The following is a 17,840-nucleotide window of genomic DNA, read 5'->3' as shown; positions in this document are numbered from 1 at the left end:
GGCCGTATATAGGAATACCTCTAAAAAACCATGCAGTTTAGGATCTGTAAAACCAAACATAGGACACCCTTTATGCGCTGAGGGAATTGCTGGGTTTATAAAAGTCGTACTAACACTACACCACCAAAGATATGTACCCTTTATATCGGGTCAACAACCCATGGAACATTATAATATCGAAACATCGCCGTTCCATTTTGTACGCAAAGAGAAAACAGACCCGACAGAGTATACAGCCGCCGGACTCAGCTCCTTCGCTGACGGAGGAACCAACGTCCACGTATTGATCCAAGCCTGGGAAAAACCAGTAACAGAATACACTCCAAGAAAACCACTACCTCCACCGAATCTAAAACCGCAAAATCTAAGTAAAGAAAAAATGAAAGAAAATAATAATACCCCAAAAATATCTTCACTATCAGATATTCGATCACAGAATGAAACTATTTTCATAGGAGAACAAGAAATAGTTAGTGTTTGGACCAAAACTATTATTGAATCATAAATGGAACAGAGTTTTAATATTAATATTGACAATCCGATAATAAAAAATCATCGGGTTAATGAACAATTTGTGCTGCCTGGTCTTGCTTATATAGATATTATCTATCAGTTATTCAGAGAAAATAGATATAACTATTCCAATTTCACCCTAAGTAATCTATCCATTTACAAGCCTTTAATCGTCACACCTTCTACGAGTGTTAGGTTACATATAAAATGTAAAAAGACTAAAAAGGGATATTGGGGAATTAGAATCAATGGTATTACCGAAGGAAACCCTTCAAGTAAGTTAACAGAATATTTAACCGCTGAAATGCATTATGATCCCATCATATTTGAGGATACGACTATAATGAATTATCCCGATGATTTTTGTACTACAAAACCTTTGAATCTTCAAGATGTTTATGAAAAGTACAGAGCACTTCATCTCTCACATACAGGATTCATGAAGGCAAAAGGGTATATTAATAAGAATGAAACAGAAGCCTATATCCAAGTTTTTCCAAATGACAGGTCATTAGCAGCTTCCAAAAATTTCATGTTTAATCCAGTATTATTGGACGGAAGTGGCATGGGATGTTTAGGTATAATATCCTCACAACTACAGGAAGATCACGGTTTATATCTTCCCATGCACTTCGAGTCTTTTCATGCTTCCGAATTAATACAACATCAATGTCTAACAAAATTGAACATTTCTTCTATCCAGAGAAAAAATGACCTCATATACATGACTTTAGAATTCTTCAACTCTAACTTTAAAAAGATAGGCGAATTAAAAAACTTTGTGTGTAAGTTGGTTAGGGAGTCCAGTGATAATCAACTAAAAAATGGTCTACAAGAAATACCTGTGCAGGATAAATCTGTCGAATTTATTTCAGTAAATAATATTAAAAATCTTAATAAATATGAGACTTTAATTAGACAAGTTATCTCAAAAGTTCTCAAAAAAAAACCTCAGCAGATAGAGCTTAAAAAAAGTTTCTATGACTTAGGATTGGACTCTGCAAATATGCTTAAGGTGGTTCTTAAAATTGGAAATACAATTAACTTAAAATTGTCCCCAACGCTACTGTTTGAATTTAGCACTATAAAAGAGCTTGCATTGCATTTATCAAATAATTATAAGCTCGATTTTGATACCAACCTAAAAAGCACTAAACGAACTGATCATTTGTCAAAGATCACTACCAAAGAATCAAAAGAAAATTACACGAAAAATCAAAAAATCTGTGATTCTAATATCGAAAAGAATAATTCAAAAATACTCGGGTATGATGAAAAAGTATCGGACAATAGTAATGATATTGCCATTATAGGCTTGTCAGGATTCTATCCAGGTGCCAATAATATTAAAGACTTTTGGAATAATCTTAAAAATGGAAAAGATAGTATTACGAAGATTCCAAAGGAGCGATGGATTTATGAAAATTATTCCGATATCAACGAGGAAAGCAACAATAGTTATAGCCCTTGGGGTGGGTTTATCAACGATATTGATAAGTTTGATCCACTATTCTTTAATATTTCACCCCGTGAAGCTGAGGTCATGGATCCCATGCAACGAATCTTCTTAGAGACCACTTGGAATTTACTAGAAACAGCAGGTTACACAAGAGAAAGGTTGGACAATGAATTCGATGGTGAAGTGGGGGTCTTCGTAGGAGCTATGTACCAACACTACCATTCTTTGGAAGCTGATGTGTTAAAACAATCAGAGGCCTCATTATATTCGTTTAGTGCTATAGCTAACAGGGTCTCTCATTTTTTTAACTTGAATGGTCCTAGTATAGCGATCGATAGCATGTGCTCTTCATCATTATCTGCTATTCACATGGCCTACGAAAGTTTACTAAATAAAAGCTGCCAGATCGCAATCGCAGGAGGAGTCAATCTTTCAATAAATCCGAAAAAATACGTTGGTCTTAGCAAGATACAGTTGACCTCAAGCAATAAAAACAGCAGAAGCTTTAGTGCAGGTAATGGGTACATTCCTTCAGAGGGAGCTGGTGCCGTTTTATTGAAGCCACTTATTACCGCCATTAAAGACGGAGATAATATTTTGGGTGTCATAAAATCATCTGCGATTAATCATGGAGGAAAATCCAATGGTTTTTTCTCTCCTAACCCAGCGTCACAAGCCAAATTAATTGAAAACAACTTTAAAAAATCAGGTATATCTCCAAGATCTATAAGTTATATAGAAGCCTCATCGAATGGCTCGTCGTTAGGAGACGCCATTGAAATAACAGCCTTATCTAAGGTATTTCAAAAATTTACTAATGATAAAGAATTCTGTGCAATTGGATCAGTAAAATCAAATATTGGTCATGCCGAAGCAGCCTCGGGAATTTCACAAATAACTAAAGTCTTACTTCAATTACAACATAAACAATTCGTTCCTTCTATAAAAACAAGTCCATTAAACCCAAACATTCATTTAAGCAAAACTCCTTTTTACATAACAAAAGAACTAAAAAACTGGAATAGACCTGAAATAAAGGAAAAGGAAAAAGTATACGAAATACCAAGACGGGCAGCAATAAGTTCTTTTGCTGCTGGCGGTTCTAATGCACATCTTATAATTGAAGAATATATTCCAGAAACAAAACCTTTGAAAAGAACTAATACTACCAGTATACTTCAACTTTTTGTTTTTTCAGCAAAAAATCAAAATAGCCTAAACACCTTAATTCAAAACATATACATCTACGCTAAGAAAGATGAAAAATTTAATCTAGATGATTTCGCATATACACTTCAGGTAGGAAGAGAAGAAATGGAGTGTCGAATGGCAATCTTAGTAAAAAACAGAGGTCACCTTCTTGATAAATTGAAGAAGTATTCAAGTTTAAAAACATCTGAAGATAAAAATAATAATTCAACTTTTTACTACCAAGAAAATATAGATGAAGAACTAAAAAAAGAAAAAAATATCCATGTTTCCGATTTCTTAGAAAAATCTCGACTAGAGAAGACTGATTTGCAAATTTTAGCCAAAAATTGGGTTGAAGGTGTTAAAATTCCGTGGAAACTATTTTATAAAAAAATGTCATTTAGAATACTTCCATTACCAAATTATCCTTTCGAAAAAAAGAGATATTGGATAGGAAAAAATTCATTGAGTGAAGATGAGAAAGTAATTATTAAAAAAGATAGTCAAAATGAGTTCATCTCCATTGGCGACCACTCGCTACCAAAAAAAATAGAGCATTACATCCTGCATTTTTTATGCAAAGAATTAAATATTTCATCGAATCAAATTGCCCTTAACAAAGATCTTCAAGCCTACGGATTCAGTTCATTATTAACCATGAAGTTCATCCGGGGTGTTAAAAAATATTTTCATGTCAAGATAACTGTACTAGAACTAGTTGAAAAAAGAACAGTTCATGAACTAACTAATCATATTAGCAACATCATAAAAACATCTCTTACAGACAATAATATTAATGAAACAGTAAAAGTGCAACTCTTGGAGAATGAGAAACCAATAAAAGGAGAATCTTTTTTTACTGAAACCTTAGAAAAATATAAAGAAGGGCATCTGAGTCTTGAAGAAATAGAACGTTTAATTGACCAAAGAATAGGTATATGACACCAAAAGAATTACTACTTGATTACAAAAAAGGAAAACTTTCAACCGAACAGTTTAAAAAGGAATTTTTTGGTAAATATGAAAAAGAAGCCAATTGGAATCCTCTTTCAGAGGCTCAAAAAGGTATTTGGGCTCATCAGAAGACATATCCAAATTCAAGTGTATATAATATCCCGATTGCATTTCGGCTATACCAAAAAGTTAACATTTTATTATTCAAAAAAGCATGCACTTTTCTTCTTGAACAATATCCTTGGATCAACAATACTTTTAGTCAGAACAATGTTGAGCCTAGCCAAATTATGCGTCATGAGCTTTCTCTTGATTTCAACTATGAAGAAATTTCATATAAAAAAAAGAAAGACCTTATAGAAGATTTAAGAAATCGATCGAGAAGGCCATTTAACTTAACTAAGGATTCCTTGATGCGAGTTGATTTCTTATCGGAATCAAGAAAAAAACAATATGTGTTAATTACAATACATCATATAGTTTTTGATGGTAGCTCAATCCAACCTTTTATCGAGATTTTATTGGAAACTTATGCCAAGCTAATTATAGGTGAAAAACCTATCCTTTCTCCTCTTAAATCGACCTACAATGACTTTGTAAAATGGGAAAAAAAAATATTAAGTAACAAAGAAATTATACATAAATATAAATCCTACTGGTTAAATCATTTGTTACCCACATCCCCAATATGGAAAATTCCATTTCCCACATCAATATTGGATAGTAACCATAAGAATCATTCACATAAACAGCTATCATTTTTAGTTAATCAGAAAAATCAAATACGACAATTTTGCCAAAACCACGGATTGAATTTATCAAATCTATTCCTTTGTGTTTTTAAAATATTATTATATAAATATACCGGACAACAGGACTTCTCAATTGGAATGCCAGTGACAATACGTCCTGATGACCATTTTGAGAATATTCCTGGTTTATTTATCAATATGTTGATGATCAGAGGTGAAAAGATTGAAAAACAATCATTTATTGAATTTGCGAAAGACCTCCAAAGAACAACTGCCGAAGGCTTAGACAACTCCTTTTTTCCCTACTCAAAATTACGAAAGGCTTTATATCAATCACAGGGTTCTGATCAATCGGATTTGTTCAATGTTGCTTATGCATATCAAAATTTTTCACAAAATGGAGGATTAAGGAGTATAGAAGACAGATTCAAAGATTCATTTCCAATATCATTTATAGAGGAGGTGCGTCAAGAAAATATTTATGCAATTGAGTTAGAAGTTTTGGAAGCTAATGAAGCGTTTAAATTAAACTTTAAGTATAAACAAGAGCTGTTTACTAATCATACTATCTCCCGTATGACAATCCATTATAAAAAACTACTTAAAGAAATCCTTGAAAATCCACAACTAAAATTATTCGAATATAATATTCTTTCCGAAAAAGAAAAAGAAAAAGTACTGTATGATTGGAATAGTACACTTTCTCTAGATAGCAATGAGGAATGCGTTCACGAAGTTTTTGAAAACTTTGTAGATCAAACTCCTGAACGACCAGTAATCATATATAGCCATAAAGAAATATCGTATCAAGAGTTAGACGAACAAGCTAACCTATTATCTAACTATCTGAAAAAATTTAACATAGGCAAAGAAAAGCTAGTAGGTGTCTATCTGGAGCGCTCCCCAGAAACCATAATTTCTTTCTTGGCTATTTTAAAGGCTGGAGCGGCCTATTTACCATTAGATTATCTATACCCAAAAGAAAGGATTGCGTTGATATTAGATGATTCAGATGCGAGTTTCATAATCACACATTCAACATTAGAAAAAAACTTACCTAATCACAATGCGAGACTAATTCTAATCGATAAGGATAAAAAGAAAATCCAGTCTCAAAGGAAATCAAGACCTTCAATCAAAGTTTCCCAATCAGATTTAGCCTATGTTATATATACTTCCGGATCAACTGGAACACCTAAAGGGGTAATGTTGGAACACAAGGGAATACCCAACTTGGCTCGTGCACAAGTTGATGCTTTTAAAATAGATCGTGACAGCTGTATTCTTCCAATTGCATCGTTCAGTTTTGATGCCTCCATATGGGAAATTATTATGGTTCTTTGCTCTGGTGCTAAGATGGTCTTAGATGATAGTAAAGAGATGATAGCGGGCGAAAAACTTTATAAACTCATTGAAGAAAATGCAATATCTCATCTTACTTTACCTCCAAGTCTATTAGCAACACTTCCAAAGAGAAAACTTCCGTCCCTAATTACGTTAATTGTTGCAGGAGAGGCTTGTACTGAAAACCTGATAAGAGAATGGGCAGATGGAAGGGTTTTCTTGAATGCTTATGGCCCCACTGAGTATACCGTTTGTGCTTCTATTTCAGAACCTCTTAATAAAAATCAAAGACCAGATATCGGTAGACCTATTCGCAATACCAGACTTTATGTCTTGGATAATAATATGCATCCTGTACCTGTGGGTATACCAGGGGAACTATATATAGCAGGTATTGGTCTAGCCAGAGGTTATTTGAATAAAAAGGAGTTAACGAATAAGCTATTTGTGAAAGATCCATTTGTTCTACAAAAGAATGAAAAGATGTATAAAACAGGGGATTTGGTACGCTTTAACAAAAATGGTAAACTGGAGTTTTTGGGAAGGATTGACAATCAAGTAAAAGTTAGAGGTGTTCGACTAGAACTAGGGGAAATCGAGAACTGTTTGGATTCACACCAGCTTATAAAAACGAATGCTGTTGTATTGCAAGAGTCTTCTGGAAATAAGCAACTTATAGCGTATTATGTTTTAAAACATTCTAAAAAACCCATAGATTCTTTGTCATTTCAAATAGAACTCAAAGATTATTTAAGAAAGATACTACCCAAATATATGATACCTCATTTATTTATTAGGCTAGATGGATTGCCATTAAATCCGAATGGTAAAATAGATAAGAAAAAGCTTGAAAACGATCTTCTTTTATCAAAAAAAAGAGAAAAGAGTATAAAACCACTTTCTCAATTGGAAGAAAAGGTGTTCGATTTATGGAAAGAAACTTTAAAAATTAAAGAAGTAGGTCTACAAGAAGGTTTTTTTGAAGTAGGTGGAGATTCGATTTCAGCAGTTATTGTTGCAGACAAAATAAGCCATTGGACTGGCGCTAATTTTTCTGTAACCGATCTTTTTAAATATAACAACATTAAAAATATAAGTCAATATTTAAGTACATTGAAAGTATCATCGGAATTTCTTCCTGCCAAAAAAAAGCAAATTGAAAGATCTGAAAAAACAGATAATAGCATAGAAAAGAAACAATCTTCAAGGAAAGCAACTTTAGATGATCAACCAGAATATTACAAAGACAGTATTGCAATTATTGGTATTTCTTGCCAAGTACCAGGAGCTAAAGATAAATCGCAATTTTGGGAAAATCTATGTAAAGGACAAGAGAGTATTAAATTCCATTCAGCTGAAGAATTAAGTGATTTTGGATTAGATGATTCATTTTTACTTCACCCAGACCTTATTCCTGTAAGCTCCACTATTTCAGACAAGAAATCTTTTGATGCCGATTTTTTTTCTATTTCTCCAAAGGAAGCAGAATTAATGGATCCTCAGTTGAGACATTTGTTAATGCATTCTTGGAGTGCAATAGAAGATGCTGGATACAATGTGGAAAATATTCCAAATACCGGAGTATTTATGTCTGCTAGTAATAATATGTATCAGGCTCTTTCTTCCGAAAATCTATTAGATGAATGTAAAATAGTAAAGAACTCAGATGAGTATGTATCTATCCTCCAAAGCCAAGGAGGTACCATACCAACAATGATTTCATATAAATTAGGACTCAAAGGTCCTAGTTTTTTTATCCATTCAAATTGTTCCTCATCCTTGGCCGGATTATACGCCGCTTTTCAATGCCTTCAAAATGGAGAAGCAGAATATACCTTAGTGGGAGGCTCAACTCTTTTCTCCTCTTCACTTGTTGGTTATTTACATCAACCAGGTTTAAACTTTTCCAGCGATGGACATCTAAAGGCATTTGATGCAGCAGCAGACGGAATGGTACCAGGAGAGGGAGTAGCGGTAATTATGATGAAAAAAACCGAGAATGCTATAAAAGATGGAGATAACATATATGGTATAATTAGAGGTGTAGGAATAAATAATGATGGAGCCGATAAAGCAGGCTTTTATGCACCCAGTGTAAATGGACAAATAGATGTGATTCAAAAAGTTCTTAATAAAACTAATATTAATCCTGATTCAATATGTTATGTAGAATCCCATGGAACGGGAACCAAATTAGGGGACCCTATAGAGGTTGCTGCTCTAACCGATGTTTACACCCGTTATACAACTACAAAACAGTATTGTGGAATAGGATCTGTTAAACCTAACATAGGCCATCTGGATACGGCAGCAGGGCTTGCAGGATGTATAAAATTGGTTCTTAGTTTACATTACAAAAAAATTCCACCATCAATTAATTTTAAGAAACCAAATCCCGATATTAAGTTAAAAGAATCTCCTTTCTATGTTGTTGATAAGATAAAAAATCTTGAAGATAATCAACTCCCAAAAAGAATGGCATTGAGTGGATTCGGCTTAGGGGGTACTAATGTTCATGCCATTTTTGAAAACTATATTCCCAAAAATTTGGAGAAAACTGAAAAAGATGAAAAAGAAAATAAGAATTCGACTTATGTTATTCCGTTATCAGCAAAAAATAAAGAACGATTAAAAATTTATGCAAAGGAAATTTTAAAAACCATCTCGCTCTCCCAGTGTCTTGACAAGAATATCTATGATCATAGACAAATGATGGATAAATTAGTTTCTACCGTGTCAGAAATCAAAAGTATTGATCGTGATACAATTACCCAAGAACAATATATAAGCGAACTTGATATTGATACGTATCAATTCACAAAACTAATACATCGTTTAGCAAATGAATGGGGTATAGAACTTGAGCCGTCTAACATCAACCAATCTATGACCTTAAAGGAATTTGTTTTGTATGCAAGTTCTATATATGAGGAATGTTCTGTAAAAAAAACAGCCTGTAAAGAAATTAACTTGCAACAGCTAGCTTACACCCTTCAATTGGGACGTAAGGTGATGGAAAACAGAGTTTTGTTTCTAGTAAAAGACATCTCTGATCTCTCAGAGAAACTAGAGAAATTTATCACTGGCAAACAGTTAATTGAAAAATGTTTTCAAGGAGCTTCAAAAAACGCTTCTTCATACAAAAGATTTAAGAGTATAGATGAAGATACTCAAAGGCGTATTAAGAAATGGGGAGCAAAAGGAAAAGTTAAAAAATTAGCCCACTTATGGGCACAGGGCTTTCCGATTGATTGGAATATCCTATACAAAAGCAAGAAGCCATTGCGTTTAAGCCTTCCTACCTACCCTTTTGAAAATAGTCAATATTGGTTAGAAAATTCTTCAAGTTCAAGTTACAAGTTGAATGATTCAATTTCTGAGATCAAAAATGAAATTAACATAATGACTTTCGAAGAGGTATGGGCAGAAAATCCAAATACGAGTATTAACTATCAAGATCTAGATAAGATAGTTTGTTTTTTTCATGAACATTACCCTAAAGATGACTTTTCATCTAATTGGAAAGAACAAACTGGCGGAAAAGTTATATATGTATCATTAGGAAATAGATATCTCGAGAGTGATTCCGAAAATTACTGTATTAACTACTCTGATAAGCATAGTTATGAAAAGTTATTTAGAAGAATAAAAAAACATCACGGTTCAATAAACGGTATAATTTATGGCTGGGGTTTGGGCAAAACTATGGGATATGAAGCCGATCAAACTGCTATTTTACTAGTGCTCCAAGGAATAACAAATTCTAATTTATCAATAAAAAAAGTTTTGTTATTAGCACAACTCAGTGGAGAAATAAATGATACTTACAAAAACTCATGGACTGGTTTTGAAAAATCTGCTGGCTTTGTAATCAAAAAACATAGTACTTCAATCCTATTCGAACATGAGAACTTAAATACGATTGATCAAATTAAACATATTGCCGCTGAATTACTCTCGGAAGAATCTAATGTTCTGTACAAGAATAACACAAGATATATTACAAAACTAATCCCTGTTTCCATCACGAAAGGTCAAAGTGTTCTGAGAAAAGGCGGTAATTACATAATTACTGGAGGTATGGGAGGACTCGGATTCATCTTTGCAGATTACCTATCAAAACATTACCAATCTAATTTAATACTTATTGGTCGATCAAATCTTGATAAAACCAAACGGAAAAAAATAAAACATTTAAAGAAGGCCGGTGGTAATGCTATTTATATTCAATGCGATATATGTGACAAGGAACGTCTTTCGTTCGAATTAGATCAAGCTAGAATACATTTCGGTAAGATTAACGGATTAATTCATTCTGCAGGTATTCCTTCAGCAGATAACGTTATTGAAAAAAATGTTGAACAATTTAACAAAGAGGCGCGTCCCAAGGTTCTTGGAACTATTGTCCTCGATAACCTCTTAGAAAATGAACCGTTGGATTTCATGTGCTTTTTTTCCTCTTCATCTGCAATTTTAGGGGATTTTGGAGCCTGTTCCTATTCTTTAGCCAACCGGTTTGAAATGTCCTATGCAGCTTACCGTAACAAACTGGTCAAATCTGGTAAACGTAAGGGAAAAACTTCAGTAATCAACTGGCCAGCCTGGAGAAACGGAGGAATGGGAAAAAATATGCAGGAACAAATTAATAGATATTTACAGGCCAGTGGGCAGCTATTTTTAGAAACCAATACTGGTATTAAAATTTTTGAACAAATCCTATCCAGTGACAAGGAACAAATTTTGGTCATGAATGGAGATAAAAGTAGGATTAATAGAATGTTAGGAATAGAAAATCAAGAGAACATGTTCGGGGAACAGGAGGACAACTTAATAAAAAAACTAAAAAAGAAAACGACTTTAAAGAAAAGAAATATAAAGGAAGATGTTGAAGAGGATTTAAAAATTTTAACCCAAACTATACTAAAAATACCTACTAAAAAAATTAACATGGAAGAGAATCTTGTTGATTTTGGATATGATTCTATAAGTATGACAAAACTTGCTTCTGAGCTTAGTAAGCATTACAAAACCAAAATAACACCCTCCATTTTCTTTAGCTATTCCAGCTTAAAAAAAGTCCGAGACTATTTATTAAATCAACATAAAGAACTAATTGATGCATTTTATCAAACTATTGATATTACACCCTTTTCTATTGAAAGTGAGAAGAAGAAACAATTAAATTTAATACAACCGTTAAAAGATGCCCAATCAGAGGACACTCCTGTGGAATCGATAGCCATTATTGGAATGAGCGGAAAATTCCCGAAATCGGAAAATATTGCAGAAATGTGGGACAAGCTTCTAAAAGGAGAGAATGCAGTTGAAAAAATCTCTTGTACAACTTCCAACTGGCGATTAAAGAGTAAACAAGAAATACCGATCAATGAAGATATAGAAATGTTATCATGTGGATGTATTCCTGGCATAAGTGAATTTGACCCTTTGTTTTTTGAAATTTCACCACTAGAGGCTGAAGGAATGGATCCTCGCCAACGCTTACTTTTACAGGAATCATGGAAGGCACTTGAAGATGCAGGCTATGGTCCCGAGCAGATTAAGGTAGAAAAAATAGGCGTTTTTGTTGGGGTTGAACAAGGAGATTATCAATTACTCAAAAACGAAGAACCATTAATAACTTCTAATCATGATGGTATATTGGCTTCAAGGCTAGCATATTTTTTAAATCTAAATGGCCCTGTACTTGCAATTAATACAGCGTGTTCCTCTAGCCTCGTAGCTATTCATCAAGCTTGCCTTAGTCTCAAAAACAAAGAGTGCAGCACCGCAATAGCAGCTGGTGTAAATTTAATATTTACGACCAAGTCTTATAAAGGAATGAAAGATTCCGGTATGTTATCCCCTACTGGAAAATGCGCCGCTTTTGACCAAAAGGCCGATGGAATTGTTCCTGGTGAGGCAGTTGCTGCCATTGTTTTAAAGCCTCTTTCCAATGCACTAAAAGACAACGATCCTATTTATGCTACCATTAAAGGTAGTGGGATAAATTACGATGGAAAGACTAACGGAATTACTGCTCCGGGAGGTACAGCTCAGGTTAATCTTTTAACAGAAATTTACAATAAACACAAAATAAATCCGGAGGAGATCGAATATATAGTCACTCATGGTACTGGTACCAAACTAGGCGACCCAGTTGAAGTAAACGCTCTAAATGATGTGTTTAAAAAATATACAACAAAGAAAAACCTTTGTGCACTTACATCTTCTAAAACAAATTTTGGACATACCCTTGCTGCTTCAGGAATTGTAAACCTTATCACGTTAGTTCAATCAATGCGTCATGAAATTATACCATCAAGCTTACATTACGAACAAGAGAACGAATTTATTAATTGGGAATCAAGTCCTTTTTATGTCAATAAGGTTAATAAACCATGGAAGAAAAAGGAAAGCAAACCACTTCTAGGAGCCATTAGTTCGTTTGGGATGAGTGGAACTAATGCTCATATGGTCATAGAAAGCTTCAAAAGACCTTTAATAGAAAACCCTGTTAAAGCCTTGGAAAACCTGATGATTGTTCTATCTGCTAAGACTCGAAATAGTCTCGAAGTCAAAATTAAGGATCTCATAAATGAGTTTGAAGCAGTTCCATATAATACCGAGGAAATGGTAGACGTTTGTTATACCCTACAAACTGGACGTCATCATTTTGCATATCGTTTTGCTACTCTGGTTTCTAGTAGAAAACAAGCCATCAAGCTTTTGAAGTTGGAATTATCAGGAGAAAAACATCCGGTATTATATAGAAATAAAGTTAAACAAGGATTTAAAGAAAAAATAAAAGAGAAAAAGAAGCTAGATAAACTTTTACAAGAAATCTCCAATTGCATAAATAATACAAAACGCTATAGTCAAATTGTTGATTCCATTGCCAAATTCTACTGTGATGGGTATGATGTATTATGGAATAGATTATATGACCTTAAAATTCCAAATAGAATAAGCCTCCCTACATATCCCTTTTCAAAAGAAACTTATTGGGTTTCAAACCAAGCTACGAATACTCATGATATGCCTCACAACAAAAAATCGCTAATACATCCACTGCTGCATAAAAAAACTATTGGTATTACAAATGCACACTTCACCTCATTTTTTAAAAGGAATGAATTTCCGGAATACACAAAGTCTTTGAATGGTTCTGAGCATCTCATTGGAACAGTTTATTTGGAAATGATAAGGGAGGCTATTCATCAGATCTCCAAAGCAGATATTCAACATAATAGTAATAACAAAAAAATCACCAATATTTCATGGGGAAAACCTATTGTTTGGAAACAGTCAAATATACAAATCCATTTGGCTCTATTCGATCAAGAAAATGGAATTATGGGATTCGAGTTCTATAACAATCAAGACGAAGATAATCCCCAACCTAATATTTATTGTCAAGGCTACGTTCAATATATAAACAGTCGGTCTCAACCTATTTTAAACCTGGACAACTTGCAAATCGATTGTGATCAATCCGTACTTTCTTTTAATAAAAAACAGCAAACCCTTGAACTCACTTATAAAAAAAGTGTATCCAATTATCACATATACAGTGGCATTAATCGAGTTTTAATAAAAATCTCAGAGGAAGATGTTGCTCACAATGGCTTTAAAGACATTATACTCTGTCCATCTCTTTTAGATACTATTTGCCAAGTATTTGCAGCACTGCTTAATAAAAATACACATAAAACTGAAATAGCCTTTAGTAAGATATATCCTTGTACGCTAAAAGAGCTAGAAGTTTTTTCTGAAGAGACATCCCCGACTTGGGTGTTCATTAATTATCGAGAACTAAACCTACCTAATAAAGTTCAAAGCCTAGACATTGATTTTTGTAATGACCAAGGAATAGTTCTTTACAGAATGAAAAAATTCACGGTCCGTCTTATTTAAGGTTCCAAAGCATCCAAAATTTTAAAAGATACCCTCTACTTACTAATGCTCAATCTAATATGAAAAAACACAATCACTTATTATTGACACGGAATTGGTCAGTTTCTGTGGGTGAAAACCCAGATCCCTTTCCTTTCGATAACCATATCGTATTTTTTGCCGGCCTTCAAAATGATATGGATCTTGGGGATATCGAATCAAGAACTCTGCACTCTAATGCGGACAGCATGCCCGATAAGTTCAACGACTTTGCTATTGACCTTTTTAATCAAATCCAAAAGCTACTCAAACAAAAAAGCAGCGACAAGGTTCTCCTACAACTGGTCGTACCTGAAGGTGAAACTAACTCCTTGTTTTCAGCTCTCTTCGGATTGCTCAGAACTGCGCAACAGGAAAATCCACGAATAAGCTGTCAATCCATTGCTTTAGACAAAAAAAGCAGAGCCTCAATCCATTCACTTTTGATCCAGGAGCGCTCACTTAAAGATCAACAAGTACGATATAGGAACGGGAAACGGGAAATATGTTCCTGGGAAGAAACAGAAACTCCAACAGATACCCAAATACCATGGCATGATAACGGGGTATACCTCATTACTGGTGGTCTTGGAGGACTGGGAATTATCTTTGCAAAGGAAATAAAGGAACGTTGCAAAGATGCTTGTCTAATACTAACAGGTAGATCCGAAATCACACCAGAAAAAGAGTCCCAACTAAAATCTCTTGGAAGCAAAGTCAGCTACTTACAGGTAGATGTCAGTAATAACGAATCCGTTGAAAAACTATTCTCCAAAATCACACAGGACAACGGAAGGTTAAGCGGTATCATTCACAGCGCAGGGATTATCAAAGATAACTTCATTATCAAAAAAACACCTTCGGAGGTCAGGGACGTTCTAGCTCCAAAAGTAGCTGGACTGAACAACATCGATCTAGCTAGTAAGGATATGGATCTTGACTTTTTTATAGCTTTTTCATCCCTTTCGGCTGTTCTTGGAAATCCTGGACAAAGCGACTACGCAATGGCCAATTCATTTATGGACAACTATATCCAATGGAGAAACAATCTGATAAAACAAAATCAACGAAAAGGTAGATCTATTTCCATTAATTGGCCACTGTGGAAATCTGGGGGCATGCATGTAGATCCTCAGACCCTAAAAGCCATGTCTAACAAAACTGGAATCACTCCCTTGGATACCCATAACGGTATCGAAACACTTTACAGCGCATGGAAAACACAAACCTCCCAGATCACAGTACTTCAAGGAAATCAAAAGAAAATAGTAAAACTATTGAAGGGTTCTTTAATTTCAAAAGTTGAACATAAAACAACACCTTTAATTCAAGACAAAGTCAATTTAGAATTACTAAAAGAAAAAACTTTAAATAAGACTATTACTCTTTTTAGCAAAACAATTAAGCTAAATGCAAATAGAATAGATCCAAATGATCCTTTTGAAATGTACGGTATTGATTCTATGCTAATTTCCAAACTTAATTATCATTTAGAAAAAGTATTTGGTGAAACTCCAAAAACATTATTGTTTGAATACCAAACCATTATTTCGCTAACAGAGTATTTTTTATCAGAATATCCAAAAAAATGTATAGAATGGACACAATTAAAAAGTATTGATAAACCAATTGATCATAACGTGTTTAAAAATGATTTTCCAAAACTAATCTCTTTTGCTAAAAATAAAAGACTACACAAACTTAAAAATACTAAACCTATCGAAAACTCCATTAACAATGAAAAGATTGCCATTATTGGTTTAAGCGGTAAATATCCCAAAGCAAATAACTTGACCGAGTACTGGAAAAATTTGAGTAATGGGAAGGATTGTATCTCTTGTATACCAAAGGATAGATGGTCTATGGAAAATTTCTTCATTAAAGATTCTCAAGAAGCCTCTACAAAAGGTAAAAGCTACAGCAAATGGGGTGGTTTTTTAGATGGCTTTGCAAATTTCGATCCTCTTTTCTTTAATATTTCCCCCAAGGAAGCTTATGATATGGATCCACAAGAGAGGTTATTTATAGAAACTTGTTGGGAAGTAATTGAAAATGCAGGATATACACGAATTAGTATTGAAGAAAAATTTAATTCAAATATTGGAGTATTTGTTGGAGTTACAAAGACAGGCTATAATCTTTATGGACCTGACTTATGGAAAAATGATGTGAATTCATTACCTCATACGTCTTTTGGTTCTATAGCAAATAGAGTTTCCTATCTTTTAAATTTAAAAGGACCAAGTATTCCTATAGATACTATGTGTTCCTCTTCACTCACTGCAATTCATGAATCTTGTCAACATCTTCTCCGAGGTGAATGTGAGATGGCTATTGCTGGAGGTGTCAATCTATATTTACATCCAAGCTCCTATGTTGCGCTTAGTTCCAAACACATGTTATCTATTGACGGTAAATGTAAAAGTTTTGGAAAAGGGGGTAATGGTTTTGTTCCTGGAGAAGGAGTAGGATCTGTCTTGTTAAAACCTTTATCAAAAGCTATTGAGGACAATGATAAGATTTATGGAGTGATTAAAGGAACTTCCATAAATCACGGAGGTAAAACCAATGGATATACGGTTCCAAACCCTAAATCTCAAGGCGATTTAATTTATAGAGTAATGGATAAAGCTAGTGTAAATGCCAGAAGTATTAGTTATATCGAAGCTCATGGTACTGGTACCGACCTTGGAGACCCTATTGAGGTAAGAGGGTTAAACTCTGCTTTTAGAAAAGATACACAAGATAAGCAGTTTTGTTTTTTAGGTTCTGCGAAATCAAATATAGGGCATTTAGAGGCTGCTGCTGGCATTGCAGGTCTGACCAAAGTTTTATTGCAAATGGAAAACAAAAAAATTGTTCCAAGTTTGCATTCTTCGGAATTAAATGGAAATATCAATTTTAAAGAGTCTCCTTTTATGGTTCCTCAAAAATTGATTAATTGGGAGCGACCACTCGTTAGAACTGATGGTGAATTAAAAGAACTATTAAGAACTGCAGGTATTTCATCATTTGGAGCTGGCGGATCAAATGCACACGTTATCATCGAGGAATATGATTCTTCAACTAGAGTTTCCAACATAGAGGTCACCACTGATTCTCCAGGTATTTTTGTCCTTTCAGCAAAAACAGAACGAGCCCTAAAAGAACAGGCCCTTCTGTTGTTAGAATTTATAAGTGAGGAATCAATAAACAAGAATACATTAGCGGATATAGCCTATACACTTCAAATTGGAAGAGAAAGCTTTGAATATAGATTAGCCATGTTGGCAGTTGACCTTGAAGCATTGAAAATGAAATTACAAAGCTTTATAGGTAACGAAAAAGACATTGATGATCTCTACCAAGGACAGGTGAAACGCAATAAGGAAAGTCTAAACTCTCTTTCCAAGGACGAGGACATGCACAAAACTATAGAAGCATGGATCCAGAAAAAGAAATATACTAAACTTCTTGAGCTTTGGGTAAAAGGCTTTTCTTTTGATTGGAATAATTTGTATAACACAGATAAACCACTTCGAATAAGTCTACCTACCTACCCATTCTCAAAAGATCGTTATTGGATTCTGGAAACAACATACACCAATAAATCGAATACCCTTCTTAACGGTATCAACCCTAAAAAATTACATCCGTTGATCCATGAGAATACCTCCACTTTGGCTGAACAAAAATTCAGTAGTTTTTTCACTGGA

Annotated in this window: 3 protein-coding genes and 1 pseudogene; all 4 read left to right on the top strand. The window is 34.0% G+C overall.

All coding sequences use genetic code 11. The features are described from left to right. A pseudogene (locus tag Q4Q40_RS23905) lies at window positions 1-505 on the top strand (hypothetical protein); the annotation flags it as partial. Next, window positions 506-4,105: a beta-ketoacyl synthase N-terminal-like domain-containing protein gene (locus Q4Q40_RS23900; RefSeq protein ID WP_303304578.1), complete on the top strand. Its 3,600-nt coding sequence runs from the start codon at window positions 506-508 to the stop codon at window positions 4,103-4,105. It abuts the pseudogene before it with no gap. Next, window positions 4,102-14,127, top strand: coding sequence for a non-ribosomal peptide synthetase (locus Q4Q40_RS23895; protein ID WP_303304577.1), 10,026 nt, complete (start codon window positions 4,102-4,104; stop codon window positions 14,125-14,127). The genes Q4Q40_RS23900 and Q4Q40_RS23895 overlap by 4 nt, the downstream gene beginning before the upstream one ends. Before the next feature lie 83 nt (window positions 14,128-14,210). Next, a partial coding sequence (locus Q4Q40_RS23890; RefSeq protein WP_303304576.1) for a type I polyketide synthase occupies window positions 14,211-17,840 on the top strand: 3,630 nt, incomplete at its 3' end.

Source organism: Flavivirga jejuensis (assembly GCF_030540765.1).
Classification (GTDB): Bacteria; Bacteroidota; Bacteroidia; order Flavobacteriales; family Flavobacteriaceae; genus Flavivirga; species Flavivirga jejuensis.
The sequence above is the reverse complement of the archived record's forward strand: the minus strand, read 5'-3'. Positions and strand labels throughout refer to the sequence as shown.